Here is a 24,961-nt window from a genome sequence, read left to right on the forward strand (position 1 = left end):
TCAGGGCGCTCAGGCGTAGGTCGCGGCGAATTCGTCGAGCGCAGCCTTCAGCTTGTCAGCGGGTTCACCCTTGATCTTCGGGTCTTCGCTCTCGATCCACTCGAGGATGTCCTTGCGCTGGCCGCGCAGGAAGGACAGCAGGGCGGATTCGAACTTGCCCACTTCACGGACCGGGACATCGTCCAGGTAGCCGTTGGTGCCGGCGAAGATGATGCACACGATCTCGGCGTTGGTGAGCGGCGAATACTGCGGCTGCTTCATCAGCTCGGTCAGACGCGCACCGCGGTTCAGCAGCTTCTGAGTCGCGGCGTCGAGGTCCGAGCCGAACTGGGCGAAGGCCGCCATTTCACGATACTGGGCCAGCGACAGCTTCACCGGGCCGGCAACCGAGGACATCGCCTTGGTCTGGGCCGAGGAGCCGACGCGCGACACCGACAGACCGGTGTTCACGGCGGGGCGGATGCCCTGGAAGAACAGCTCGGTCTCGAGGAAGATCTGGCCGTCGGTGATCGAGATCACGTTGGTCGGGATGAAGGCCGACACGTCGCCGCCCTGGGTCTCGATGATCGGCAGCGCGGTCAGCGAACCGGCACCGTGATCCTCGTTCAGCTTGGCCGAACGCTCGAGCAGGCGCGAGTGAAGGTAGAACACGTCGCCCGGGTAGGCTTCGCGGCCCGGCGGACGGCGCAGCAGCAGCGACATCTGGCGGTAGGACACGGCCTGCTTGGACAGGTCATCGTAGATGATCAGCGCGTGCTTGCCGTTGTCGCGGAAGTGCTCGGCCATCGCGGTCGCGGCGTAGGGCGCGAGGAACTGCATCGGCGCCGGGTCGGACGCGGTGGCGGCCACGACGATGGAGTAGTCGATGGCGCCGGAGGCTTCGAGGCGCTTCACCAGCTGCGCCACGGTCGAGCGCTTCTGGCCGACGGCCACGTAGACGCAGTACAGCTTCTTGCTGTCGTCGTCGCCGGCGGCGTCGTTGTAGGATTTCTGGTTCAGGATCGCGTCGAGAGCGATGGCGGTCTTGCCGGTCTGACGGTCGCCAATGATCAGCTCACGCTGGCCACGGCCGATCGGGATCATCGCGTCGACCGACTTGAGGCCGGTTGCCATCGGCTCGTGCACCGATTTACGCGGGATGATGCCCGGTGCCTTCACGTCGGCGACGCGGCGCTCCGCGGCCTCGATCGGGCCCTTGCCGTCGATCGGGTTGCCGAGCGCGTCGACCACGCGGCCAAGCAGGCCGGGGCCCGCGGGCACGTCCACGATCGAGTTGGTGCGCTTGACGACGTCACCTTCCTTGATGTCGCGGTCGGAGCCGAAGATCACGATACCGACGTTGTCGCGCTCGAGGTTCAGCGCCATCCCCATGATGCCGCCCGGGAACTCGACCATTTCGCCGGCCTTCACGGAGTCGAGGCCGTGCACGCGGGCAATACCGTCGCCGACGGAGAGCACGCGACCCACTTCGGCGACTTCGGCCTCCTGACCGAAGTTCTTGATCTGGTCCTTTAGGATCGCAGAAATCTCGGCTGCTTGGATACCCATTTATCCGACCTCTTTCATTGCATTCTGGAGGGAGTTGAGCTTGGCACGGACCGACGTGTCGATCATCTTCGAGCCCACCTTAACGACGAGACCACCGATGAGGGATTCATCAACGGTCGACTTGATCTTCACGTCCTTGCCGACGCTGCTTTTCAGTGTCTCGGCCAGCTTGCTGGCCTGCGCATCGCTGAGTGCGGTCGCCGAGGTCACCTCGGCAGTCACTTCACCCTTCTCGACAGCGATCATCTCGCGCAGCTGCGCCACCAGGTGGGGCAGCACGAACAGGCGGCGCTTTTCGGCCATCAGGCCAAGCGCGTTGTGCAGTGCCTTGTCGAGGCCCATCTTCGAAGACACGGCAAGGATGCCGTCCTTCTGTGCCTGGCGCGGATAGACCGGCGAGGAGATCATGTCGCGCAGGTCGGGGCTGTCAGCCAGCGCTTGAGCGAGGTCGTCGGTATCGCTCTCGAGCTTTCCGACGGAGTTGTTCTCTTTGGCGATGTCGAAGATCGCCGTGGCATAGCGTGCCGCGATGCCGCTGGAGATCGAAGCTGGTTCTGACACGTCCACCCTTCCGATATGAGGCCCCCGCGACACACGGGTGTCTCCCGGTGTCCGGAGGCGTTGTCCCTGCCCCGGGAGGTCCCGTGGCGTCGAAATCAGCGCGGATGTAGCAGAGCCTCCCCGCCCTCGCAACATGCTTAGGCGGCTTTGGGACGGACTGGAACCCGCCTTTTTCCAAGTACTTGCGCATTTTCGTGAGGCGAGAACACGGCAGGCTTTTGGAAACAGTGGATTTTTCATTAATCCGGTCGTGCCGGAGGGTCGCTCCTTCAAACTTCGAAGCTGCTGGAAGCGATAGCGCAAACGCGGAAAAACCGTTGCCGCGCTGCAGCGCAACCACCTGTCGCGACCGACAAAAGTCGGAGCTTCGGCGTTCCTCAGGCGGACGGTGTTATCGCAACCGGCGACACGGTCAAGACGGAGCGAGTCACGTCCCGGTGACCGATTCTTCGCCCGGGTCGGGCCACTGCCCCTCTGGCTCAGCCCAGGTCAGATCGCCTTCGGCTCCTTCTTCGGAGACGGTGTCAGCACGTCGAGCGGGTTCGGCACCCGCACCTTGTCGCCCAGCCCGGTGCGCTTCGGAGGGTAGCGCTTCGACGCCCGCACGATCAGCACCCCTCCGGCCACCAGAGCCGGAATCGCCCGGCCGATGCGCTCCCACGCCGGGCCGGTGCGCATCCAGAAGCGCCGGCTCGACGGCGGCTGGTACAGCACCGAGACATGGCTCTGCCGGATGAAGTCGTGGCGCTTGAGCTGGCTGTCGAGCTGGCTCAGAGAGTAGGGACGGCCGTAGCCGAAAGGCGTGGCATCCGAGCGCGCCCAGAGACCCGAGCGGTTGGGCACGATGAAAAGCGCCTCGCCACCCGGCCCCAGCACCCGGTAGCATTCGTCGAGCAGCTCGGACGGGCTGTCGGAGGTCTCGAGCCCGTGCATCATCACCAGCCGGTCGACATGGCCGGTCTCGAGCGGCCAGAGCGTCTCTTCGCAGAGCACGGTGACATTGAGCTGCCCCTGCGGCCAGGGCAGCACGCCCTGCGGGCCGGGCATGAGCCCGATCACCCGGCGGGCATCGGGCAGGTAGGGACGCAGCAGGGGCACGGCAAAGCCGTAGCCCACCATGGTATGGCCCTTGCCCGTGGGCCAATAGCGCTGCACCTGATCGCGCACGGCCCGTTGCGCTGCACGCCCCAGCGCGCTGCGGTAATAGAAGTCCCTCAGATTATGCACATCAAGGTGCATTGCGGCGCTCTCGTTGATCCTCCAAGTTGGGGGCCACTCTGGCAAAGCCGATAAGGAAAGACCATGGAGATCGTCACCGTTCCCTGCCTCAGCGACAATTACGCCTATCTGGTGAAGGCGCCCGATGGCGTCTGTCTGATCGACGCCCCCGAGGCGGGTCCGATCATCGAGGCGCTCGAAAGCCGCGGCTGGGAGCTCGATACGCTGCTCATCACCCATCACCACCATGACCATGTCGGCGGCGTCGCCGAACTGCGCGAGAGATACGGCTGCACCGTCGTCGGACCCAAGGCCGAGGAGGCCAAGCTCCCGCCGCTCGACACCGCGGTCGACGGGGGCGACACGCTGCAGGTCGCCGGCACCCCGGTCGAGGTGATCTTCGTGCCCGGCCACACGCTGGGCCATGTCGCCTTCCATTTCCCCGACGCACAGGCCGTGTTCACCGCCGACAGCCTGATGGCGCTTGGCTGCGGCCGTATCTTCGAGGGCACGCCCGACATGATGTGGGAGAGCCTGTCGAAACTGATTGCGCTACCGCCCGAAACCCTGGTTTGCTCGGGTCACGAGTACACAAGCGCGAACGCCCGCTTCGCCTTGACTATTGAACCCGGCAACGAGGCGCTTAAATTGAGATCTGACGCCATTGCCAAAGCCCGGACAGAGGGGCGCGCCACTGCCACCTGCAAGCTGTCCGAGGAACTGGCCACGAACCCTTTCCTGCGTCCCGCATCCCCCGAGATCCGCGATCGACTGGGCATGAATGACGCACCCGACGCGGCGGTTTTCGCCGAGGTTCGGGCCCGAAAGGACAGTTTCTGACCCGCCGCTTTTCACGCCGCATTGCAGGGATCACTTCAATTGTGAGCGCTGCGGGTCGAGAATTCTCTTGAAGCGTGGTCGGTATCGACCAAACTTTAAACTGTAGAAGGCAAAGTCGGGTCCCGAGCCCGACGCAGACAAAGAGGAGCGCCGCCGTGCCGTCTTTCTCGAATACCCTGGAACAGGCCATCCACGCAGCTCTGGCGCTCGCGAACTCGCGCAGCCATGAATTCGCGACGCTGGAACATCTCCTGCTCGCCCTGATTGACGAACCCGATGCTGCCCGCGTGATGAAGGCCTGCTCCGTGGACACCGAGGAGCTGCGGACCACCCTGGTGGAGTTCATCGACGAAGACCTCTCGAATCTCGTCACCGATATCGAGGGCTCCGAGGCGGTGCCGACCGCAGCATTCCAGCGCGTGATCCAGCGCGCCGCAATCCACGTGCAGTCCTCGGGCCGCACCGAGGTGACCGGCGCCAACGTGCTCGTGGCGATCTTCGCCGAGCGCGAGTCGAACGCGGCCTATTTCCTGCAGGAGCAGGACATGACCCGTTACGACGCGGTGAACTTCATCGCGCATGGCGTGGCCAAGAACCCCGCCTACGGCGAATCGCGCCCCGTTCAGGGCGCAACCGAGGCTGAGGAAGAGGCCAAGGCGCAAACGCAGGAGCCTGCCGGCGACAACAAGGAATCGGCACTTGGCAAGTATTGCGTCGATCTCAACGCCAAGTCCCGCAAGGGCGATGTCGATCCGCTGATCGGCCGCGAGCACGAGGTCGAGCGCGCCATCCAGGTTCTGTGCCGGCGGCGCAAGAACAACCCGCTGCTGGTCGGTGATCCCGGCGTCGGCAAGACCGCCATCGCCGAAGGCCTGGCGCGCAAGATCGTCAACGGCGATACCCCGGAGGTGCTGTCGAATACCACGATCTACTCGCTCGACATGGGCGCGCTGCTGGCCGGCACCCGCTACCGCGGCGATTTCGAAGAGCGGCTCAAGGCCGTCGTGACCGAGCTCGAGGAACATCCCGACGCGGTGCTGTTCATCGACGAGATCCACACCGTGATCGGCGCCGGCGCCACCTCGGGCGGCGCAATGGATGCCTCGAACCTCCTGAAGCCCGCGCTTCAGGGCGGCAAGCTGCGGACCATGGGCTCCACCACCTACAAGGAGTTCCGCCAGCACTTCGAGAAGGACCGCGCGCTCAGCCGCCGGTTCCAGAAGATCGACGTGAGCGAGCCCTCGGTCGACGACACGGTCAAGATCCTCAAGGGCCTCAAGCCCTATTTCGAGGAGCACCACTCGATCAAGTACACGGCCGACGCCATCAAGTCGGCGGTCGAGCTCTCGGCGCGCTACATCAATGACCGCAAGCTGCCCGACAAGGCGATCGACGTGATCGACGAGGCCGGCGCAGCACAGCACCTGGTGGCCGAATCCAAGCGTCGCAAGACCATCGGCGCCAAGGAGATCGAGGCCGTGGTGGCCAAGATCGCGCGCATCCCGCCGAAGAACGTCTCCAAGGACGATGCCGAGGTGCTCAAGGATCTCGAAAAGACCCTCAAGCGTGTCGTGTTCGGTCAGGACACCGCGATCGAGGCGCTCAGCTCGGCGATCAAGCTGGCCCGTGCCGGCCTGCGCGAACCGGAAAAGCCGATCGGCAACTACCTCTTCGCCGGCCCCACCGGCGTCGGCAAGACCGAGGTGGCCAAGCAGCTCGCCAGCACGCTGGGCGTCGAACTGTTGCGCTTCGACATGTCCGAGTACATGGAGAAACACGCGGTCTCGCGCCTGATCGGGGCACCTCCGGGTTATGTCGGCTTCGACCAGGGTGGCCAGCTCACCGACGGCGTGGACCAGCACCCGCATTGCGTGCTCCTGCTCGACGAGATCGAGAAGGCGCACCCGGATGTCTACAACATCCTGCTGCAGGTGATGGACCACGGCTCGCTGACCGACCACAACGGCCGGACGGTGGATTTCCGCAACGTGATCCTGATCATGACCTCGAACGCCGGCGCCGCCGAGCAGGCCAAGGCGGCCATCGGTTTCGGTCGCGACCGCCGCGAGGGCGAGGACACCGCCGCCATCGAGCGCACCTTCACGCCGGAGTTCCGCAACCGTCTCGACGCGGTCATCAGCTTCCAGCCGCTGCCCAAGGAGGTCATCCTGTCGGTGGTCGAGAAGTTCGTGCTGCAGCTCGAAGCCCAGCTCATGGACCGCAACGTCACCATCGAGCTCACCAAGCCGGCGGCCGAATGGCTGGCCGACAAGGGCTACGACGACCGCATGGGCGCGCGCCCGCTGGGCCGCGTGATCCAAGAGAACCTCAAGAAGCCGCTCGCCGAGGAGCTGCTCTTCGGCAAGCTCACCAAGGGCGGCGTGGTCAAGGTTGGCGTCAAGGACGACAAGCTCTCGCTGTCGATCGAGGGGCCGGACAAGCTGCGCCTGTCCTCGAAGAAGCCGCCGCTTCTCACTGCTGACTGAGCCTGAGGGCTGCACCCTCGCAAGCATACTCCGCCGCGCCCCGCGCGGCGGAGTTTTTTTCATCCCTTTCGCGCCAAGACCCGCGCCGCGGCGCTGGCCCATGGCACCCTGCCAGCGTAAGGATGACACGATCCCCCGCGCCGACCTGCCCGCCGGCCGGCGACAGGATCCCGGAGGAGCTCGTGCCGCAACGATCCAAGAAATTCCCGCCCCGACGCTCGCGCCCGGTGCAGCTTGCCGACACGATCAAGGAATGGGTCGTCGAGCACCAGCTCAAGGCTGGTGACCGCCTGCCGGGAGAGGCCGAGCTGATCGAAAGCCATGGCCGATCCAAGGGCACGGTGCGCGAGGCGATGCGCATTCTCGAGGCTCAGGGCCTGGTCGAGACCCGCACCGGCCCCGGCGGCGGCAGTTTCGTGGCCGAGGTCTCGCCCGACCGCGCGCAGTCGCTGCTGGCGAATTTCTTCTATTTCCGCGACCTGTCGATCAAGGACATCTATCAGATCCGCAAGCTGCTCGAGCCCGAAGTCGCCGCCACCCTCGCCGGCAAGCTCAGCGACGAACAGCTCGCCGCGCTCGAGGCGGTGGTGGCGGAATATTCCGCGCCTGCGGAGACCGTCGAGGAAGAGCGCGCGCAGCACGTCTCGTCGCTGCAGTTCCACGCCTTGCTCGCCTCCTATTCCGACAACGACCTGCTGGCCTTCCTGGTGCGGTTCATGGCGCGCATGCTGACCGAGCTGACCGTCTGGCGCCGGCTCTACGAGCCGCCCAATCCCACGCTCTGGGAGGCTGGGCGCCGGCACCAGCTGCAGTTGATCGAGGCGCTGCGCGCGGGGGACGCCGAGACCGCGCGCCGGGTGATGCGCGACCACATGGAAGGCGCCGAGACACAGATGCAGGCGCAGGAGGCCGAGGTGCTGCGCCGCTTCATCGCGGAGTGAGCGACGCGCGACCTCAGACGTCCGGTGCCTTTTCCGGCGCGCGGGTGCGATCCACCGCCACCGGCACCACGTCGAGCCAGTCGGCATAAGGCGCGCCGGTGGCCCGCGCGAGCAACGCCTCGAGCGCGTCGAGCGGCGCCTCGGCATAATCGATGCGCAAGGTCAGCGGCGGAGCTTCGGGGTTCAGCACCAGAAGCGCCGCCGATTGCAGTCCGCGCCTGTCGGACGCATCCGCATCCGCTGCGCGCAGCGCCGCGAGCAGCCGCTCGGCCATGCCGCCCGTCGCATCGAGATACCCCTGCCGCAGCGCCGGCAGCACCCGCTCCCCGCCCAGCATGTTGCCCGCCACCACAAGCCCCGGTTCGGCGATGTGGCTGGCATGGGGGACACTCGCATCGCCGGTGAACCCCGCACTCTGCCCCGCGAGATCGAGCGCGCTCAGCTGGCGATGCCCACGCCCCGGATCGGCGCCGGTGATCTCGGCCACCGCCTGTTCAGCGGTGAACCCATCGCGCATGGCGCGCAGCACATCCTCGCCCCAGAAGGTGGAAGGCGCGGTCCCCTGACTGGCAGAGAGACCCGAATCGAGCCCGCCGCGCAGCACCCAGCCGCCAACACAGAGGCTGCCCGTCGCCGCCGCGCCGCCATATGTGCCGGTTTCGTGGTCATGAGCGAGAAGCGAGAAGGTCATGGGAGACTCCGTCGAAATTCATCGTTGAATTTATCACGATAATTTGGCCTGCTTCAATTGATCATGATAAATTGCCGCACAGAGCCAACGGAGAGGATGAAAAAATGCACTTGCTGACCTGGACCCGCAGAGGCCTGCTGGCCACCGGCACCGCGCTTGCCCTGAGTTTCGGCCTTGGCCTGCCCGCCACCGCGCAGACCCCGCCCGGCGTGCTGATCGTCGGCCAGATCGCCGAGCCCAAGGCGCTCGACCCGGCGGCGGTGACCGCGGTGAACGATTTCCGCATCCTGATGAACGTCTATGACGGGCTGGTGCGCTACAAGTCCGGCACGCTCGAGGTCGAACCGGCGCTCGCCACCGCGTGGGAGATCAGCGAGGACGGCACGGAATACACCTTCACCCTGCGCGAGGGCGTCACCTTCCACGACGGCAGCCCGTTCAATGCCGAGGCGGTGGTGTTCAACTTCGAGCGCATGCTGAACGAGGATCACTCCTATCACGACACCGGCCCGTTCCCGCTGGCCTTCTTCTTTTCCTCGGTCTCCAGCGTCGAGGCGGTGGACGACCTGACGGTGAAATTCACCCTGTCGGAGCCCTACGCGCCGTTCCTGTCGAACCTCGCCTACCCGACCGGGCTGATCGTCTCGCCGGCAGCGGTCGAGCAGCACGGCGCCGATTTCGGCCGCAACCCCTCGGGGACCGGCGCGTTCACCTTCGCCGAGTGGCGCAGCAACGAGGCTGTGGTGGTCGAAGCCAACCCCGATTACTGGGACGGCGCACCGGAGCTGCAGGCGGTGGTCTTCCGCCCGATCACCGACGCCAACACCCGCACAGCCGAGATGCTGGCGGGCGGCATCGACATGATGGTCGAGGTGCCCCCGGTGGCGCTGTCGCAGTTCCAGGACGACGCCTTCCAGGTCTTCGAACAGGCCGGGCCGCATGTCTGGTTCCTGATCCTCAACGCCAAGGAAGGCCCCTTCGCAGACAAGCGCGTGCGGCAGGCGGCGAACTACGCCATCAACAAGGAGGCGCTGGTCAACGACGTGCTCGAGGGCACCGCCGAGGTCGCCGCGGGCCCCACCCCGCCGGCCTTTGCCTGGGCCTATAACGAGGCGCTCGAGCCCTACCCCTACGACCCGGAGAAGGCGAAAGAGCTGATCGCCGAGGCCGGCGCCGAGGGCGCGGAGCTGACCTTCTACGTGACCGAGGGCGGCTCGGGGATGCTCGACCCGGTGGCCATGGGCACCGCGATCCAGGCCGATCTCAACGCCGTGGGGCTCGACACGACGATCGAGACCTACGAGTGGAACACCTTCCTCGGGCAGGTGAACCCCGGGCTCGAGGGCAAGGCGGACATGGCCGAGATGGCCTGGATGACCAACGATCCCGACACCCTGCCCTTCCTCGCCCTGCGCACCGATGCCTGGCCCGACAAGGGCGGCTTCAACTCGGGCTACTATTCCAACCCGGAGGTCGATGAGCTGCTCGAGAAGGCCCGCGTGGCGACCGATCAGGACGAGCGCGCGGCGCTCTACAAGCAGATGCAGGAGATCGTGCAAGAGGACGCGCCCTGGGTCTTCGTGGCGAACTGGAAACAGAACGCGGTGACGAATGACCGCGTCGAGGGGTTCGAGCTGCAGCCGTCGTTCTTCCTGCTGCTGGACGATGTGAGCAAGGACTGAGCCTGTTCCGAGGGGTTTCGGACCGGGCGTTGCCCGGTCCGACCGGCGCGGGCCTGCGGCCCGCGAGACGAAGGGGCGCTGCCCCTCTGCGCTTGCGCGCATTCACCCCGGAGTATTTGGGACGTAGAGAAGATGCAGGGTCGCGCGGAGAGGATGGGCCGCGCAGGGTCAGGAAGGAGGCCGTTTGGGTCGCTATATTCTGAAACGGCTGGTCTCGGCGGTGCCGGTGCTTCTGGGCATCACGGTGATCGTCTTCGCCATCATGGCGATGATCCCCGGCGATCCGGCGACCGCGATCCTCGGCAGCTATGCCACGCCGGAGAATGTCGAAAAGCTGAACCGGGATCTCGGGCTCGATAAGCCGGCAGTGCAGCGCTATTTCATCTGGCTGTGGAACATGGTGCAGGGCGATTTCGGACGCTCGTTCTCGCTCAACCGTCCGGTGCTCGAAGAGGTGCTCGACCGGTTCGGGGCCACGCTGGTGCTGGCGGGCACGTCCTTCGTGCTGTGCTCGGTGATCGGCGTGGCGGCGGGCGTGGTCTCGGCGGCGCGGCAATACGGGCTCGCCGACAAGGCGATCACCTTCGCGGTGCTGCTGGGGATCTCGATCCCGTCCTTCTTTCTCGGCATGATGATGATCCTGATCTTCGCCGTGCAGCTGCGCTGGTTCCCGGCCTCGGGCATGTGGCCGATCTATGGCGACCGGACGCTGCCGGTGCTGGTGACGCATCTCACGATGCCGGCGCTGGCGCTCGCCGTGGTGGCCACCGGGGTGGTGGCGCGGCTGTCGCGCTCGGCCATGCTCGAGGTGCTGCGGCAGGACTACATCCGCACCGCCCGCGCCAAGGGCGTGCCCGAGCGCGGGGTGATCTGGCGCCACGCCCTGCGCGCGGCGATGGTCAGCATCCTGCCGGTGCTGGGCATCCAGGCGGGCTTCGTGCTGTCGGGCGCGGTCTATATCGAGATGGTGTTCCAGTGGCCCGGCGTCGGGCGGATGCTGGTCGACGCCATCCTCAAGCGCGACATCCTTCTGGTGCAGGGCGGCGTGGTGCTGGTGGCGGCCTGCTACGTGATGTTCAACATCGTGGTGGACGTCGCCCAGAGCCTGCTCGACCCGAGGATCAAGACATGAGCACGCTGGCCCTTCTCGCCCGCAACCGGCTGGCGCTGGCCGGGCTGATCGTCATGGGACTGGTGGTGCTGCTGGCGCTGGTCACGCCGTTGCTGCCGCTGCCCGATCCGGACGTCACCGACACCGGCAACCGCTTCCTGCCACCGTTCTCCGAGGGCGCGCTTCTGGGCACAGACCATCTTGGCCGGGACCAGCTGTCGCGGCTGCTCTGGGGCACGCGGCTGAGCCTCGCGGTGGGCTTTGCCGCCGCGACGATCGCCGCGGTTCTGGGCGCGGCGGTGGGGATCATCGCGGGCTATTACGGCGGCCGGGTCGACAACCTGATCATGCGCGGCGTCGACATGCTGATGGCGTTTCCCTACATCCTGCTGGCGCTGGCCATCGTGGCAGCCCTCGGGCCCGGCCTGCTCAACGCGCTGATCGCGGTGGCCGCCGTCAACATCCCGTTCTTCGCCCGCAACATCCGCGGCATCACCGTGGGCATCGCCAACAGGGAATTCATCGATGCCGCCCGGCTGGCCGGCATGAATGATGCGCGCATCATCCTGAGCGAGGTGCTGCCCAACGTGATCCCGGTGATCGTCATCGCCATGTCGACCACCGTGGGGTGGATGATCCTCGAGACCGCCGGGCTGTCGTTCCTTGGGCTGGGCAGCCAGCCGCCGCAGGCCGATCTCGGCTCGATGCTGGGCGAGGCGCGGGCGGCGCTGATCACCAGCCCGCACACCTCGGTGGTGCCCGGCGCGATGATCCTGATCATCGTCATGGCGATCAACCTGCTGGGCGACGGCGTGCGCGACGCGCTCGACCCGCGGCTGCGCTCGGGGGCGCTGACCCGGCCGATGGCGGCGACGCTGGTGCGGCGCGAGGACCCGGCGCCCGAGCCGCAGGGCGACGACGTTCTGAGCCTGTGCGATCTGCAGACACAGTTCCACGTGAAGCACCGCGTCTACCGCGCTGTGGGCGGGGTGAGCCTTGGCGTAAAGCCCGGCGAATGCCTCGGCATCATCGGCGAGAGCGGCTCGGGCAAGTCGGTGACGGCGCTGTCGGTGATGGGGCTAGTCGCCTCGCCGCCCGGCGTGATCACCGGCGGGGCCGTGCATTACAAGGGCGAGGATCTCGTGGGCGCGCCCTATGGCCGGCTGCGCGATCTGCGCGGGCGCGAGGTGGCCTATATCTTCCAGGATCCGCTGGCGACGCTGCACCCGCTTTACAAGGTCGGCGACCAGCTGGTCGAGGCGATCCGGGTGCACCACGCCCTCTCCGACAGCGAGGCGCGGGCACGCGCGCTCGGCCTGCTGCGCGACGTGCGCATCCCCAATGCCGAGAGCCGGCTCGACAGTTTCCCGCACGAGCTTTCCGGGGGGATGCGCCAGCGGGTGGGCATCGCCATGGCGCTGGCCAACGATCCCGAGGTGATCATCGCCGATGAGCCGACCACGGCGCTCGACGTCACGGTGCAGGCGCAGATCCTGTCGCTGCTCGACACGCTGCGGCGCGAGAAGGGGCTGGCCATCGTCTTCATCACCCACGATTTCGGCGTGGTGGCGCAGCTCTGCGACCGGGTGGCGGTGATGTATGCCGGGCGCATCGTCGAGGAAGGCCCGACCCGCGCCCTGCTCGAGGCACCGGCGCACCCCTACACGAGGCGGCTGATCGCCTGCGTGCCCGAGCTTGGCGAGGGCAAGCGTAGGCTGCACGCCATCCCCGGCCTGCCGCCGGCGGTCAATGACCTGCCGTCGGGCTGCGCCTTCGCGCCGCGCTGCGACAAGGCGCAACCGGCCTGCCGGCAGGGTGAGATCGCGCTCGACGCCTACGGCCCGCGCAGGCTGCGCTGCCTCTATCCCGAGACCGAGCTGGAGGGCACCGCATGAGCCTCGCATTGCGGCTTGAGAACCTGTCGAAGAGTTTTGCCGTGGGCAAGCGGCTGTTCGGCGCGCCCAAGGGGCATGTGCACGCGGTGCACCCGGTGACGCTGGACGTGCCCGAGGGCGAGACGCTGGGCATCGTCGGCGAGTCGGGCTGCGGCAAGTCCACGCTGGCGCGGATGCTGGTCGGTCTGCTCGCCCCCTCGGGCGGCCATATCGAGATCGAGGGGCAGCCGCTCGACAACGCTGACCCGGCGCAGTTCGGCAAGCGCATCCAGTACGTCTTTCAGGACCCGATCAGCTCACTCAACCCGCGCAAGACCATCCGGCAGATCATGGAGGCGCCGCTGAAGCGCCTGCACGGCATGGCGCGCGCGGCACGGGACAAGCGCATTTCGGAGATCTTCGCCCAGGTGAACCTGCGCGAGGAGTTCCTCGAGCGCTACCCGCACGAATTCTCCGGCGGGCAGGCCCAGCGCATCGGCATCGCGCGGGCACTGGCGGCGGAGGCCCGGATCCTGATCCTCGACGAGCCGGTCTCGGCGCTCGACGTGTCGGTGCAGGCGCAGGTGCTGAACCTGCTGGCGGATCTGAAGGCGCGGCTGGGGCTGACCTACCTGTTTATCTCGCACGATCTGGCGGTGGTCGAGGCGGTGAGCGACCGCGTGGCGGTGCTCTATTTCGGCTCGGTGGTCGAGGTCGGACGCGCCGAGGACGTGTTCTCGGCGCCCCGCCATCCCTACACCAAGCTGCTGGCCGACAGCGCGCCGGTGGTGGGCCGGGCGCTGAGCCCTCCCGAGAGCCGCGAGACCGAGCTGCCCGATCCGTTGAACCCGCCCAAGGGCTGCGCCTTCCGCGCCCGGTGCCCCAATGCGGGCCCGCGCTGCGCCGAAGAGGTGCCGCAGCTCGAAGGCGAGACAGGGCAGGTCGCCTGCTTCCACCCGTTGCGCTAGGGCTGGCTTCAAGTCGGCGTGATGGGCCCCGACTGCCCGGCAAGCACGGCCTTTGTTTTTTTCGCCGAATCCTGTATAGGGGCGTCTTCTTCAGACAGAGGATGACCGAGATGGCCGCAGATGCGCCGATCACGCAGGACGTGATGACGATCCCCCGCAAGCTGCCCGAGAGCGGCAAGCTGAACCTCGTGGGCCTCACCCGCGAGGCGCTTCGTGCTGCCCTGATCGAGATGGGCACGCCCGAAAAGCAGGCCAAGATGCGCGTCAACCAGATCTGGCAGTGGGTCTATCACTGGGGCGTGCGCGACTTTGCCGAGATGACCAATCTCGCCAAGGAATACCGCGCCAAGCTCGACGCCCATTTCGAGATCCTCCTGCCCGAGATCGTCTCGAAGAACGTCTCGGTCGATGGCACCCGCAAGTACCTTGTCCGCATCGCCGGCGGCCACGAGGTCGAGGTTGTCTACATCCCCGAGGAAGGCCGCGGCACGCTTTGCATCTCGAGCCAGGTCGGCTGCACGCTGACCTGTTCGTTCTGCCACACCGGCACCCAGAAGCTGGTCCGCAACCTGACCGCGGGCGAGATCGTCGGCCAGATCATGCTGGCCCGCGACGATCTCGACGAGTGGCCCGAGCCCGGAACCGGCACCGGCGAGGGCGGCCCCCGCCTGCTGTCGAACATCGTGCTGATGGGCATGGGCGAACCGCTCTACAATTTCGACAACGTGCGCGACGCGATGAAGATCGCCATGGACGGCGAGGGCATCGCCCTGTCGCGCCGGCGCATCACGCTGTCGACCTCGGGTGTGGTGCCCGAGATCGCTAAATGCGCCAAGGAGATCGGCTGCCTGATGGCGGTGAGCTTCCACGCCACCACCGACGAGGTGCGCAACAAGCTGGTGCCGATCAACAAGCGCTGGAACATCGAGACGCTGCTGAACGCGCTGCGCGAATACCCGCGCCTGTCGAACTCCGAGCGCATCACCTTTGAATACGTGATGCTCAAGGACGTGAACGACAGCGACGCCGATGCCCGCCGTCTGGTCAACCTGATCAAGGGCATCCCGGCCAAGATCAACCTGATCCCGTTCAACGAATGGCCCGGCGCCCCCTACCAGCGCTCGGACTGGGAGCGGATCGAGCGCTTTGCCGATATCGTCTACAAGGCCGGCTACGCCTCGCCGATCCGCACCCCGCGCGGCGAGGACATCATGGCCGCTTGCGGTCAGCTCAAATCCGCCACCGAGCGCGCCCGCAAGTCGCGCGCCCAGATCGCCGCCGAAACCGGGGCGAGCGGCGCCGCTTGACTTACCCGACATAAACGGTCAGGATTAACTCACCCAGCCAGCCCGCCTCCGGGCAGCCCGGACGCGCGACGCCACTGGCTGGGAGAGTTTCCATGCGACATGAACGGTTCGACCGGGTCGACCTGCGGCCCGCCGAGCGCTGGCTCATCGAGCTTCTGCGCCTCTGGCGCGACGATGACGAGGCCGCAGCACAGCTCTTGCTGCGCGATGCGCTCGGCTTCACCCGCGCCCGCGCCTGCCTCCGCGCCTTTGGCCAGCTGGCTGAGCTACTCACCCGGCACGGCTGGCACAGCCCGCTGATCCTGCAGCAAGGGGCCGCCAGCAGCAGCGAGGACGAGCGCGCCATCGCCCGCTTTGTGCTGACCGCCACCGAGCAGGATCGCGAACAGGCGCTTCTCGAAGCCACCATGCTGGTCACCCCGGTTCATGTGCTGACGCTGGTCAATACCGCCGAGCGCGTCGGGCTGCCGCTGCTTTGCGGTGAATGCCGGTTGCGCCAGCGCTGCGTGCTGAACTGACGCAAGCCGCTGCGCGGGCCTTGACCTTCCAGTAACTGGAAGCACTATATCCCGGTCCAGACCAGACGAAAGGAGTCTGTCATGGCCGTGGAACCCATCCGTTTCGAAGTCACCAAGCTGAATTGCGGCGGCTGTGCCGGGCGTGCGCAGAAGGCGCTCTCCGGCGTGCCCGGCGTCGAGGAGGCGAGCGTCAACCTCGCCAACCGCATGGCGACGGTCGAGGGCTCGGCGGGCGTGCAGGCGCTGCGCGAGGCGCTGTCCTCGGCCGGATACCCGGCCCGAGAGACGCAGGTGAAGCTCGCCATCGAGGGCATGAGCTGCGCCTCCTGCGTGAACCGGGTCGAGGCGGCGCTGCGCGAGGTGCCGGGCGTGCTCTCGGCCAGCGTCAACCTCGCCAGCGAGACTGCCGACGTGACCCTGCTTGCCGGCAGCGCCGACAGCGCCGATCTCGCGCGGGTCGTCTCGGAGGCGGGCTATGCCGCGCGCCCCGCCGGGGACGACAGCGCCGCTCATGAGGCGCGCAAGGCGGCGGAGCATCGGGCGCTCAAGCGCGACCTGATCGTGGCCGCGGCCCTCACCCTGCCGGTCTTCGTCATCGAGATGGGCGGCCACCTGATCCCCGGCTTCCACGCGCTGGTGATGAACAGCATCGGCATGCAGGCCTCGTGGCTGCTGCAATTCGTGCTGATCACCGCCGTGCTGGCGGTCCCCGGTCGCCGTTTCTACCGCGTCGGGCTGCCGCTGCTGGCCAAGGGCGCGCCCGACATGAATTCGCTGGTGGCGCTCGGCACGCTGGCGGCCTGGGGCTATTCCACCGTGGCGCTGTTCCTGCCGGGTCTCCTGCCCGAGGCCAGCCGCGCGGTCTATTTCGAGGCCGCCGGCGTCATCGTCACGCTGATCCTGCTGGGCCGCTTCCTCGAGGCGCGCGCCAAGGGCCGCACAGGTGCCGCAATCAAGCGACTGGTCGGTTTGCGCCCCGCCACCGCGCGGGTCGAGCGCGAGGGCCGGATCACCGAAATCGCCATCGACGAGGTGCAGCTCGGCGACGAGGTGCACGTGCGCCCCGGCGAGCGCATCGCGGTGGACGGGACCCTGATCACCGGCAGCAGCTATATCGACGAGAGCATGATCACCGGCGAACCGGTCCCGGTCGGCAAGGGCCCCGGCGACACGGTCGTGGGCGGCACGGTGAACGGCGCGAGCGCGCTGAGCTTCAAAGCCACCGCCGTGGGACGCGACACCATGCTGGCGCGGATCATCGCCATGGTCGAGGACGCGCAGGGCGCCAAGCTGCCGATCCAGGCGCTGGCCGACAAGGTGGTGATCTGGTTCGTGCCGGCGGTGATCGCCGCCGCCGCGCTGACCTTCCTCGCGTGGATGCTCTTCGGCCCCTCCCCGGCGCTGACCTACGCGCTGGTGGCCGGGGTCTCGGTGCTGATCATCGCCTGCCCCTGTGCCATGGGGCTTGCCACACCGACCTCGATCATGGTCGGCACCGGCCGCGCCGCCGAGCTTGGCGTGTTGTTCCGCAAGGGCGACGCGCTGCAGACGGTGGAGGGCAGCCGCGTGGTGGCCTTCGACAAGACCGGCACCCTGACCGAGGGCAAGCCGGCGCTGGTGCGCTCGGAGGCCGCTCCGGGGGTCGCGCCCGCCGAGGTGCTGCGACTCGCCGCGAGCGCCGAGCAAGGCTCGGAGCACCCGATTGCCCGCGCGCTGGAAACCGCCGCTCAAGGCGCGCTGAGCCAGCCCGAGGACAGCGAGGCGATTGCCGGCCACGGCCTGTCCGCCACGGTCGAGGGGCGCGCACTGCTGGTGGGGGCAAAGCGTCTGATGACGCGCGAGGGCATCGCGCTCGGACCGCTGGAAGCCACCCATGACGACATCGCCGCCGCCGGGCAGACGCCGGTTCTGGTCGCCGTGGATGGTGCCATTGCCGGGGTCTTCGCGGTGGCGGACCGGGTCAAGCCCGGCGCAAGGGCAGCGGTCGAGGCGTTGCACGCACAGGGCATCAAGGTGGCGATGATCACCGGCGACACGCGCGCCACGGCGCAGGCCATCGCGGGCGAGCTGGGCATCGACCACGTCGAGGCCGAGGTGCTGCCCGAGGGCAAGCTTGCCGCGGTCAAGGCGCTGCGCGAGCGCTTTGGCCCCGTCGCCTTTGTCGGCGACGGCATCAACGACGCCCCGGCGCTGGCCGAGGCCGAGGTCGGCATCGCCATCGGCACCGGCACCGACGTGGCGATCGAGAGCGCCGACATCGTGCTGGTCTCGGGCGAGCTTGCGGGCGTGGTCGAGGCGTTCCACGTCAGCGGCGCGGTGCTGCGCAACATCCGGCAGAACCTGTTCTGGGCCTTCGGCTACAACGTGGCGCTGATCCCGGTGGTGGCGGGCGTGCTCTATCCGGCCTTCGGATTGCTGCTGTCGCCGATGCTGGCGGCAGGCGCCATGGCGCTGTCCTCGGTCTTCGTGCTGAGCAACGCGCTGCGCCTGCGGCGTCTGGCACCGGTGATGTCCCCGGCGCGCGAGCGGACGCAGACCAAACCCATGACACTGGAGGCGGCGGAATGAACATCGGTCAGGTGGCAGAGCGGGCGGGCCTTCCCGCCAAGACGATCCGCTATTACGAGGATATCGGGCTGGTGCGGCCGCAACGCTCCGAAAACGGCTACCGCGCCTTCTCGGAGCAGGACCTGCACAAGCTCGCCTTCCTCGCCCGGGCCCGGGCTCTGGGCTTCACCATCGAGGATTGCCGCACCCTGCTGGGGCTCTACGAGGACGAGGCGCGCGAGAGCGCCGACGTCAAGGCGCTCGCCACCGAGCATCTCGACCAGATCGAGGAAAAGATCGCCCAGCTGCGTGAAATGCACGCCACGCTGGCAAAGCTGGTCGAGGCCTGCCACGGCGATCATCGGCCCGATTGCCCGATCCTGCAGGGGTTGGCGGAAGAGGGCTGACGGCGGGACGGCTCAGCCGTCGCGGCGGCCGAGCCAGATCTTGTATTGCAGCCGCGCCCCGTCGCCCTGCGCCTTGCGCAGCTTTGCGCGGAACAGGCGGAACGCGCGTTCGGGATCCCGGTGATCGTCCCAGTTCTCGCCGGGGCTGTCGGCGCCGATGATCTCCCACGCCACGTCGCGGGGCGGCTCGTGCAGCATCAGCGAAGCGGCCTCCATCATCCGCAGCCCTTCACCGTGATAAAGCCCGTAGCGCACCAGCGCCTCGGCGAGATCCACGGGCAGCCACGGGCTGCCGGCACCGGTATGGGCCGCCGCGCGCCAGTCTTCCAGATCCGCCGGGGTCGGGAGCTGGTGCGGCGCGGGGAGAGGCCCCCCGCGCCTGCGTCCTGTCGTCATACGCTGAGGCAGACGTATTTCATCTCGAGGTAATCCTCGATGCCGTGATGCGAGCCCTCGCGGCCGAGGCCGGACTGCTTCACGCCGCCGAACGGGGCCACCTCGGTCGAGATGATGCCGGTGTTGACGCCGACGATGCCGTATTCCAGCGCCTCGGCGACCTTGTACACGCGGCTCAGGTCCTTGGCGTAGAAATACGAGGCGAGCCCGAAGATGGTGTCGTTGGCCATCTCGATCACGTCGTCCTCGTTCTCGAACTTGAACAGCGGTGCCAGCGGGCCGAAGGTCTCGTCGGTGGAGAACTTCATATCGCGGGAGGCACCGGTGACGATGGTGGGCTCGATGAAGTAGCCCGGCCCCTGCAGCGTCTCGCCGCCGCCGAGGATGACCTCGGCGCCCTTCGACTTGGCGTCGGCGATGTGGTCCTGAACCTTCTCGATGGCCTTCGCGGTGATCAGCGGGCCAAGGTCGGTGCCGTCCTCGAGGCCGTCGCCGACCTTCATGTTGGCGACCGCGTCCTTGAGCTTGGCGGCGAAGGCATCATAGACGCCGGCCTGCACGTAGATGCGGTTGGCGCAGACGCAGGTCTGGCCGTTGTTGCGGAACTTGCACATGATCGCGCCCTGCACCGCCGCGTCGAGATCGGCGTCGTCGAACACGATGAACGGCGCGTTGCCGCCCAGCTCCATCGAGCATTTCATCACCTGGTCGGCGGCCTGTCCGAGCAGGATGCGGCCCACCTGGGTGGAGCCGGTGAAGGTCAGCTTGCGCACCTTGGGGTTCTCGCAGAACTCCTTGCCGACCTCGGAGGCACTGTCCGAGGGCAGCACGTTGAGCACGCCCGCCGGGATGCCTGCGCGCTCGGCCAGCACCGCCAGCGCCAGCGCCGAAAGCGGCGTCTCGGAGGCAGGGCGGGCGACGAAGGAACAGCCCGCGGCCAGCGCCGGGGCGACCTTGCGGGTGATCATCGCGTTGGGGAAGTTCCACGGCGTGATCGAGGCGGCCACGCCGATCGGCTGCTTCATCACCATGATGCGCTTGTCGCGCTGGTGGCCGGGGATGGTCTCGCCGTAGATGCGCTTGGCCTCCTCGGCGTAGAACTCGATGAAGCTGGCACCATAGGCGATCTCGCCCGCAGCCTCGGTGACCGGCTTGCCCATCTCGGCGGTGAGGATGGTGGCGAGGTCCTTCTGGTTCGCCATGATCAGGTCGAACCACTTGCGCATCACGGTCGAGCGCTCCTTGGCGGTCCATGCCGCCCAGTCCTTCTGCGCCAGATAGGCGCCGTCGATGGCACCCGCGACCTGCGCGCGGCTGAGATTGGCAACCTTGGCGATGACGTCGCCGCGGGCCGGGTTGGTGACCTCGAACTCGCCCTCGGCGCCGGTGATCCACTCACCGTTGACGTACGCCTTGGTCTGCAGGAGGCTCGGATCGTCGAGAAGCGAGGGGAGATTGGTTGCGGTCTGATCCAGCATGGTATCCTCCTTGGGGATGGTCTTACGTTGCGGCATGGCAGAGCATCTGCTTGCATGAAAGTCTAGTCTAAGCCGGGAGAAAAACCATGGACCTGAGCGACGCCTATGCCAACGGGCCATATATTGCGCAGGCCGAGGACTACCCTCCGCGCTGGAACACGGCGGCCGCTGCGTTCCGCGCCGAGATGGCCGCCGAAGACCGGCTGAAAGCGGGGCTGACCTACGGAGACGGTCCCCGCGAGGCGCTCGACCTGATCCTGCCCGAGGGCGCACCGCAGGGGCTCGTGGTCTTCGTGCATGGCGGCTACTGGATGGCCTTCGGGCGCGAGACGTGGTCGCATCTGGCGGCGGGCGCGGTGGCGCGAGGCTGGGCGGTGGCGCTGCCGTCCTACGATCTCTGCCCCAGGGTGCGGATCTCCGACATCACCCGGCAGATCGCCGCCGCCGTGACCCGCGCCGCGGGCGAGGTCGACGGGCCGATCCGGCTTGCCGGGCACTCGGCGGGCGGGCACCTCGTCGCGCGGATGCTGGCGCCGGCGATGCTGCCCGAGGAAGTGGCTGCGCGGATTGCGCACGTCATGCCGATCTCGCCGCTCTCGGACCTGCGGCCGCTGATGCAGACCGGCATGAACGAGAGGCTGCAGCTCGACGCCGACGAGGCCTGGGCCGAGAGCCCGGTCGCCATGGCGCCGCCGCAGGTGCCGGTGACGGTCTGGGTCGGCGCGGCGGAGCGGCCGGTGTTTCTCGAGCAGGCGCGCTGGCTGGGCGAGGCGTGGTCCTGCCCGGTGGTGGTGGATGACGAAAAGCATCATTTCGACGTTATCGACGGACTGGCCGAGCCCGACGCTGCGATCACCGCGCACTTGCTCGGCTAGCGCCTCGGCGGCCCCTCGCGGGGCGCGTCTCGGGCCGTATTCCCCTGCGTTTCGCAAATCCGTAACCGTCCTGTCACGCTGCCGTTACGCGGCGGGCGCATGGCGTTGCCGGACCAAGACAGGGGACCCTCCATGTATTTCCGCACGCTCTGCCTCACCTCGGTGATCGCGCTGACGGCAACCGCTGCCGCCGCCGAGATGACCTTCAACCGCATCGCCTCCTTCGCCACGCCGGACAACATGGCCGAGGGCGAGGACCGGTCGCAGGTCACCTCGGCCGAGATCATCTATGCCACCGAAGACGGCAACACGCTGGTCTATACCGACAGTCCGCTGGGCGTGATCGGCCGCATCGACATCACCGAGCCCTCGAACCCGCAGCCGCTGGGCAACGTGTCGGTCGATGGCGAGCCGACCTCGGTCTACGTGCATGGCAACACCATCTTCGCTGGCGTCAACACCTCCGAGAGCTACACCGATCCGTCGGGCAAGCTGGCGATGATAGACGCGACCTCGGGCGAGCTTCTGGGCGAATGCGATCTTGGCGGCCAGCCCGACAGCACCGCCATGGCGCAGGATGGCAGCTTCGTCACCGTGGCCATCGAGAACGAGCGTGACGAGGATCTGGGCAACGGCCGCGTGCCGCAGATGCCCGCGGGCTATGTGGCGATCCTCGACGTGGTGGATGGCATGGCCGACTGCGACAGTCTGGTGAAAGCCGACGTGACCGGCCTTGCCGAGATCGCGCCGGAAGATCCCGAACCCGAGTTCGTCGACGTGAACGGCGCCGGCGAGATCGTCGTGACGCTGCAGGAAAACAACCACATCGTGGTTCTGAACAAGTCGGGCGAGGTGCTGTCGCACTTCTCTGCCGGCGCGGTCGACCTGACCGGCATCGACGCCACCGACGAGCGCGGCGCGCTGCTCTTCACCGAAAGCCAGGAAGGCCGCGTGCGCGAGCCCGACGGCGTGCAGTGGATCGACGACGAGCATTTCGCCATCGCCAACGAGGGCGACATGGATGGCGGCTCGCGCGGGTTCACCGTGTTCCACAAGGACGGCACCGAGGTCTTCGAGAGCGGCACCGCCTTCGAGCAGGCGGTGATCCGGGCCGGCCACTACCCGGACAAGCGCTCGGACGCCAAGGGCGTGGAGCCCGAGGGCATGGAATTTGCCAGCTTCGGCGACACGCCGTATCTCTTCCTGCTGGCCGAGCGCGCCTCGATGGTCGGGGTCTACGACATGACCGACCCGGCCGCGCCGGTTCTGAAGCAGCTGCTGCCGTCGGGCATCGCCCCCGAGGGCGCCGTCGCGATCCCGCAGCGCAACCTCTTCGTCACCGCCAACGAGGAAGACCTCGTCGAGGATGGCGGCGTGCGCGCGCATGTGATGATCTACGAATATGCCGAAGGCGAGGCGCAGTACCCGACGCTGACCTCGGAGGGCGCCGACGAGCTGATCGGCTGGGGTGCGATCTCGGGCATGGTGGCCGGTGAGGACGGCATGATCCACGCCGTCAACGACAGCTTCTACGGCTACCAGCCGCGCATCTTCACCATCGACCCGTCGCAGAGCCCGGCGCGCATCGTCGCGGCGACCGACGTGACCCGGAAGGGCCGCAATGCCCAGAAGCTTGACCTCGAGGGCATCACAACCGATGGCGAGGGCGGCTTCTGGCTGGCCTCCGAGGGCCGCACCGACCGGCTCGTGCCGCATGCGCTCTACCACGTGAATGCCGAGGGCGAGATCGAGGACGAGGTCTCGCTGCCGGCCGAGCTTCTGGCGGTCGAGAAGCGTTTCGGCTTCGAGGGCGTCACCATGATCGACGGCACGCTGTGGATGGCAGTGCAGCGCGAATGGGGCGACGATCCGGCAGATCACGTCAAGCTCGTGTCCTACACCCCCGAGACCGAGGAGTGGGGCGCCGTGCTCTATCCCAAGGCGACGCCCGAGACCGGCTGGGTCGGCCTGTCCGAGATCACCGCGCATGGCGATCACGTCTATGTCGTTGAGCGTGACAACCAGATCGGCGCCAATGCCGTGACCAAGAAGGTCTACCGCATTGCCCTGTCCGAGATGCAGCCCGCCGCACTGGGCGGCGAGCTGCCGGTGGTGAGCAAGGAAGAGGTGCGCGACCTGATCCCCGACCTGAAAGGCTGGGGCGGCTACGTGGTCGACAAGGTCGAAGGCCTCGCGATCACCGATGCCGGCACCGTCTATGTCTCGACCGACAATGACGGCGTCGATGACAGCTCCGGCGAGACCTTCTTCTGGTCCTTCGAGCTCGAGTGAACGCAGCCCGATCCATCAGTAGATTTGGAAGGGGCGGGCCATCTGGTCCGCCCTTCTCCGTTTCGCAGCTGATGCCCTGCCCCGGCATACCCGCGCCTGAACGGGCGCGCATTGCCGACCTCTGCAGGCCCCGCGCGGCGCGACAGCGTGCCGGGCGTCATGCCGCGCGAGATCGAAGACCCTCACCTTGATCATCATCAACGAGCATCCTGCGCCCGGCTGCCATGATGCGGGACAATGGAGGCAGGAGGAGGACGCCCGTGCGCCTGAAATCAAAGCGCAGAGAGTTGCAGGGGCTGAACGGCGCGGTCGGACTGGCCGTCGGGCTGGGCGGCTTCGTCGGCCAGCTTTACCCGGCCTCGGTCGCCGTGTTCGGCGCGCTGGCGATCTGGATCATCGGTGCGACACTGATCAACCTGCTGACCGATCCGCCGGACAAGAAATAAGGGGCAGCGCCCTCCTGGCAGGCGCGTCCGGGGGATCTTTCAATGCGCACAGCCAGCGCATTCCGCGCTCGCCAGTAGCTCAGGACGGCCCGCAGGCGGCCCCTCTCAGGTCACCACGCGCAGCGTCAGGTTGATGCGCCCGCCCTGCGGCAGCAGCGTCGAAGAGCCGAAGCGGATGCGGTCGACGCCGTGATGGCGCAACCGCGCCTCGCCGCCCATGACCACCACCGCGCCCGAGCCCAGCCAGACCGACTCGGTCTTGCCGCCGCGCTCGGTGTTGCCCATGCGGAAGAGCCCGTCATCTCCAAGCGAGACCGACACCACCGGGCAGGCGAAATCCGCCTCGTCCTTGTCCTGATGCAGCCCCATGCGGGCGCCCTCGCCGTACCAGTTGATCAGGCAGCACTCGGGCTCTCGGGCGCAGCCCGATACGTCGCGCCAGATCGCCAGCACCTCCTCGGGGATCGGCGGCCAGTCCATGCCCTCGGGATGGCGCGGCTCGTAGCGGTAGCCGCGCCGGTCGGTGACCCAGCCGAAGCGGCCCGCCGCGGACATCCGCACCGACATCTTCTGCCCGCGCGGGGTCACCGGCTGGTAAAGCGGTGCGAAGCGCAGACAATCGCGCAAACGCTCTATCAGCGCCTCCTGCGCGGAGCGGTCAAGGTGGTCCGGGTAGATCCGGAAGCCGCGCTGTTCGATGTGATGTGCCATGGCCACTTTCTTCCGCAAAGGACGGCGCGTCGCAAAGAAAATCCCCGGATTCGCCGGATTCAGC

21 protein-coding genes are annotated in these 24,961 nt (G+C 67.4%); 14 read left to right on the forward strand and 7 right to left on the reverse strand.

The features are described 5' to 3' along the window. Positions 1–9 precede the first annotated feature (9 nt). The 3 genes from atpA to R2601_RS06230 form a co-directional block, all read right to left on the reverse strand. Positions 10–1,548: a F0F1 ATP synthase subunit alpha gene (gene atpA / locus R2601_RS06220; RefSeq protein ID WP_007795223.1), complete on the reverse strand. Its 1,539-nt coding sequence runs from the start codon at positions 1,546–1,548 to the stop codon at positions 10–12. After that, positions 1,549–2,115, reverse strand: coding sequence for a F0F1 ATP synthase subunit delta (locus R2601_RS06225; RefSeq protein ID WP_110739996.1), 567 nt, complete (start codon positions 2,113–2,115; stop codon positions 1,549–1,551). A 483-nt stretch (positions 2,116–2,598) separates the two neighbouring features. Then, positions 2,599–3,348, reverse strand: coding sequence for a methyltransferase domain-containing protein (locus R2601_RS06230; protein WP_007795228.1), 750 nt, complete (start codon positions 3,346–3,348; stop codon positions 2,599–2,601). Between the two features lie 63 nt (positions 3,349–3,411). Between R2601_RS06230 and gloB the strand changes: the two genes are divergently transcribed. From gloB to R2601_RS06245, 3 genes are all read left to right on the forward strand, one after another. Further along, positions 3,412–4,167 carry a hydroxyacylglutathione hydrolase gene (gene gloB, locus R2601_RS06235; RefSeq protein WP_007795231.1) on the forward strand — a complete coding sequence of 252 codons (756 nt, stop codon included), beginning with the start codon at positions 3,412–3,414 and terminating at the stop codon, positions 4,165–4,167. Positions 4,168–4,322: 155 nt separating this feature from the next. After that, complete coding sequence (gene clpA, locus R2601_RS06240; protein WP_007795234.1) at positions 4,323–6,653, forward strand: ATP-dependent Clp protease ATP-binding subunit ClpA; 2,331 nt, start codon at positions 4,323–4,325, stop codon at positions 6,651–6,653. Positions 6,654–6,880: 227 nt separating this feature from the next. After that, on the forward strand, positions 6,881–7,594 hold the full coding sequence (locus R2601_RS06245) for a FadR/GntR family transcriptional regulator (RefSeq protein WP_007795237.1): 714 nt from the start codon (positions 6,881–6,883) through the stop codon (positions 7,592–7,594). A gap of 13 nt (positions 7,595–7,607) precedes the next feature. Here the strand turns inward: R2601_RS06245 and R2601_RS06250 are convergent, their stop codons facing one another. Next, entirely contained in the window at positions 7,608–8,285 is a 678-nt protein-coding gene (locus R2601_RS06250; RefSeq protein WP_007795242.1) for a DUF1028 domain-containing protein, read from the reverse strand. A gap of 104 nt (positions 8,286–8,389) precedes the next feature. On the opposite strand from R2601_RS06250, the gene R2601_RS06255 reads away from it, so the two are divergent. The 8 genes from R2601_RS06255 (at position 8,390) to cueR (ending at position 18,699) form a co-directional block, all read left to right on the forward strand. Beyond that, positions 8,390–9,967, forward strand: coding sequence for an ABC transporter substrate-binding protein (locus R2601_RS06255; protein WP_007795244.1), 1,578 nt, complete (start codon positions 8,390–8,392; stop codon positions 9,965–9,967). Positions 9,968–10,151: 184 nt separating this feature from the next. Then, positions 10,152–11,099 carry an ABC transporter permease gene (locus tag R2601_RS06260; protein WP_007795248.1) on the forward strand — a complete coding sequence of 316 codons (948 nt, stop codon included), beginning with the start codon at positions 10,152–10,154 and terminating at the stop codon, positions 11,097–11,099. After that, entirely contained in the window at positions 11,096–12,973 is a 1,878-nt protein-coding gene (locus tag R2601_RS06265) for a dipeptide/oligopeptide/nickel ABC transporter permease/ATP-binding protein (RefSeq protein WP_007795250.1), read from the forward strand. Before R2601_RS06260 ends, R2601_RS06265 begins: the two co-directional genes overlap by 4 nt. After that, on the forward strand, positions 12,970–13,920 hold the full coding sequence (locus R2601_RS06270) for an ABC transporter ATP-binding protein (RefSeq protein ID WP_007795253.1): 951 nt from the start codon (positions 12,970–12,972) through the stop codon (positions 13,918–13,920). Before R2601_RS06265 ends, R2601_RS06270 begins: the two co-directional genes overlap by 4 nt. Before the next feature lie 110 nt (positions 13,921–14,030). Continuing rightward, positions 14,031–15,227, forward strand: a complete 1,197-nt coding sequence (gene rlmN / locus R2601_RS06275; protein WP_007795259.1) for a dual-specificity RNA methyltransferase RlmN — start codon at positions 14,031–14,033, stop codon at positions 15,225–15,227. Between the two features lie 92 nt (positions 15,228–15,319). Beyond that, positions 15,320–15,745: a hypothetical protein gene (locus R2601_RS06280; RefSeq protein ID WP_007795262.1), complete on the forward strand. Its 426-nt coding sequence runs from the start codon at positions 15,320–15,322 to the stop codon at positions 15,743–15,745. A gap of 81 nt (positions 15,746–15,826) precedes the next feature. Then, a complete protein-coding gene (locus R2601_RS06285; protein ID WP_007795266.1) occupies positions 15,827–18,313 on the forward strand; it encodes a heavy metal translocating P-type ATPase in 2,487 nt (828 codons plus the stop codon). Continuing rightward, the gene (gene cueR / locus R2601_RS06290) at positions 18,310–18,699 is read left to right on the forward strand and encodes a Cu(I)-responsive transcriptional regulator (RefSeq protein WP_007795269.1); all 390 of its coding nucleotides are present in this window, start codon (positions 18,310–18,312) and stop codon (positions 18,697–18,699) included. The genes R2601_RS06285 and cueR overlap by 4 nt, the downstream gene beginning before the upstream one ends. Positions 18,700–18,711: 12 nt before the next feature. Here the strand turns inward: cueR and R2601_RS06295 are convergent, their stop codons facing one another. Together R2601_RS06295 and R2601_RS06300 are read right to left on the reverse strand one after the other, a co-directional pair. Beyond that, positions 18,712–19,095 (reverse strand): hypothetical protein, encoded by a 384-nt coding sequence (locus R2601_RS06295; RefSeq protein WP_007795272.1) that lies wholly within the window; start codon positions 19,093–19,095, stop codon positions 18,712–18,714. Further along, the gene (locus R2601_RS06300; protein WP_007795275.1) at positions 19,092–20,573 is read right to left on the reverse strand and encodes an NAD-dependent succinate-semialdehyde dehydrogenase; all 1,482 of its coding nucleotides are present in this window, start codon (positions 20,571–20,573) and stop codon (positions 19,092–19,094) included. Before R2601_RS06300 ends, R2601_RS06295 begins: the two co-directional genes overlap by 4 nt. Before the next feature lie 86 nt (positions 20,574–20,659). On the opposite strand from R2601_RS06300, the gene R2601_RS06305 reads away from it, so the two are divergent. The 3 genes from R2601_RS06305 to R2601_RS26630 all read left to right on the forward strand — a co-directional run bounded on the left by R2601_RS06305 (position 20,660) and on the right by R2601_RS26630 (position 24,186). Continuing rightward, the gene (locus tag R2601_RS06305) at positions 20,660–21,448 is read left to right on the forward strand and encodes a hormone-sensitive lipase (protein WP_007795279.1); all 789 of its coding nucleotides are present in this window, start codon (positions 20,660–20,662) and stop codon (positions 21,446–21,448) included. Between the two features lie 132 nt (positions 21,449–21,580). Beyond that, positions 21,581–23,740, forward strand: a complete 2,160-nt coding sequence (locus R2601_RS06310) for an esterase-like activity of phytase family protein (protein WP_007795283.1) — start codon at positions 21,581–21,583, stop codon at positions 23,738–23,740. 260 nt (positions 23,741–24,000) lie between these two features. Continuing rightward, positions 24,001–24,186 (forward strand): hypothetical protein, encoded by a 186-nt coding sequence (locus R2601_RS26630; RefSeq protein ID WP_144266897.1) that lies wholly within the window; start codon positions 24,001–24,003, stop codon positions 24,184–24,186. Positions 24,187–24,291: 105 nt separating this feature from the next. Here R2601_RS26630 and R2601_RS06320 read toward each other — a convergent pair whose 3' ends face one another. Next, positions 24,292–24,897, reverse strand: coding sequence for an alpha-ketoglutarate-dependent dioxygenase AlkB family protein (locus R2601_RS06320; protein ID WP_007795287.1), 606 nt, complete (start codon positions 24,895–24,897; stop codon positions 24,292–24,294). Positions 24,898–24,961: the final 64 nt, after the last annotated feature.

It is taken from the genome of Salipiger bermudensis HTCC2601, from assembly GCF_000153725.1.
Classification (GTDB): Bacteria; Pseudomonadota; Alphaproteobacteria; order Rhodobacterales; family Rhodobacteraceae; genus Salipiger; species Salipiger bermudensis.

What these genes read in the sequence shown, in the direction of transcription:
- R2601_RS06280 (WP_007795262.1), top strand. Translation starts at nt 15,320, where the DNA reads ATGCGACATGAACGGTTCGACCGGGTCGACCTGCGGCCCGCCGAGCGC.
- R2601_RS06250 (WP_007795242.1), bottom strand. Translation starts at nt 8,285, where the DNA reads ATGACCTTCTCGCTTCTCGCTCATGACCACGAAACCGGCACATATGGC.
- atpA (WP_007795223.1), bottom strand. Translation starts at nt 1,548, where the DNA reads ATGGGTATCCAAGCAGCCGAGATTTCTGCGATCCTAAAGGACCAGATC.
- rlmN (WP_007795259.1), top strand. Translation starts at nt 14,031, where the DNA reads ATGGCCGCAGATGCGCCGATCACGCAGGACGTGATGACGATCCCCCGC.
- cueR (WP_007795269.1), top strand. Translation starts at nt 18,310, where the DNA reads ATGAACATCGGTCAGGTGGCAGAGCGGGCGGGCCTTCCCGCCAAGACG.
- R2601_RS06295 (WP_007795272.1), bottom strand. Translation starts at nt 19,095, where the DNA reads ATGACGACAGGACGCAGGCGCGGGGGGCCTCTCCCCGCGCCGCACCAG.
- R2601_RS06285 (WP_007795266.1), top strand. Translation starts at nt 15,827, where the DNA reads ATGGCCGTGGAACCCATCCGTTTCGAAGTCACCAAGCTGAATTGCGGC.
- R2601_RS06270 (WP_007795253.1), top strand. Translation starts at nt 12,970, where the DNA reads ATGAGCCTCGCATTGCGGCTTGAGAACCTGTCGAAGAGTTTTGCCGTG.
- R2601_RS06265 (WP_007795250.1), top strand. Translation starts at nt 11,096, where the DNA reads ATGAGCACGCTGGCCCTTCTCGCCCGCAACCGGCTGGCGCTGGCCGGG.
- R2601_RS06300 (WP_007795275.1), bottom strand. Translation starts at nt 20,573, where the DNA reads ATGCTGGATCAGACCGCAACCAATCTCCCCTCGCTTCTCGACGATCCG.
- R2601_RS06310 (WP_007795283.1), top strand. Translation starts at nt 21,581, where the DNA reads ATGTATTTCCGCACGCTCTGCCTCACCTCGGTGATCGCGCTGACGGCA.
- R2601_RS06305 (WP_007795279.1), top strand. Translation starts at nt 20,660, where the DNA reads ATGGACCTGAGCGACGCCTATGCCAACGGGCCATATATTGCGCAGGCC.
- R2601_RS06255 (WP_007795244.1), top strand. Translation starts at nt 8,390, where the DNA reads ATGCACTTGCTGACCTGGACCCGCAGAGGCCTGCTGGCCACCGGCACC.
- R2601_RS06320 (WP_007795287.1), bottom strand. Translation starts at nt 24,897, where the DNA reads ATGGCACATCACATCGAACAGCGCGGCTTCCGGATCTACCCGGACCAC.
- gloB (WP_007795231.1), top strand. Translation starts at nt 3,412, where the DNA reads ATGGAGATCGTCACCGTTCCCTGCCTCAGCGACAATTACGCCTATCTG.
- R2601_RS06230 (WP_007795228.1), bottom strand. Translation starts at nt 3,348, where the DNA reads ATGCACCTTGATGTGCATAATCTGAGGGACTTCTATTACCGCAGCGCG.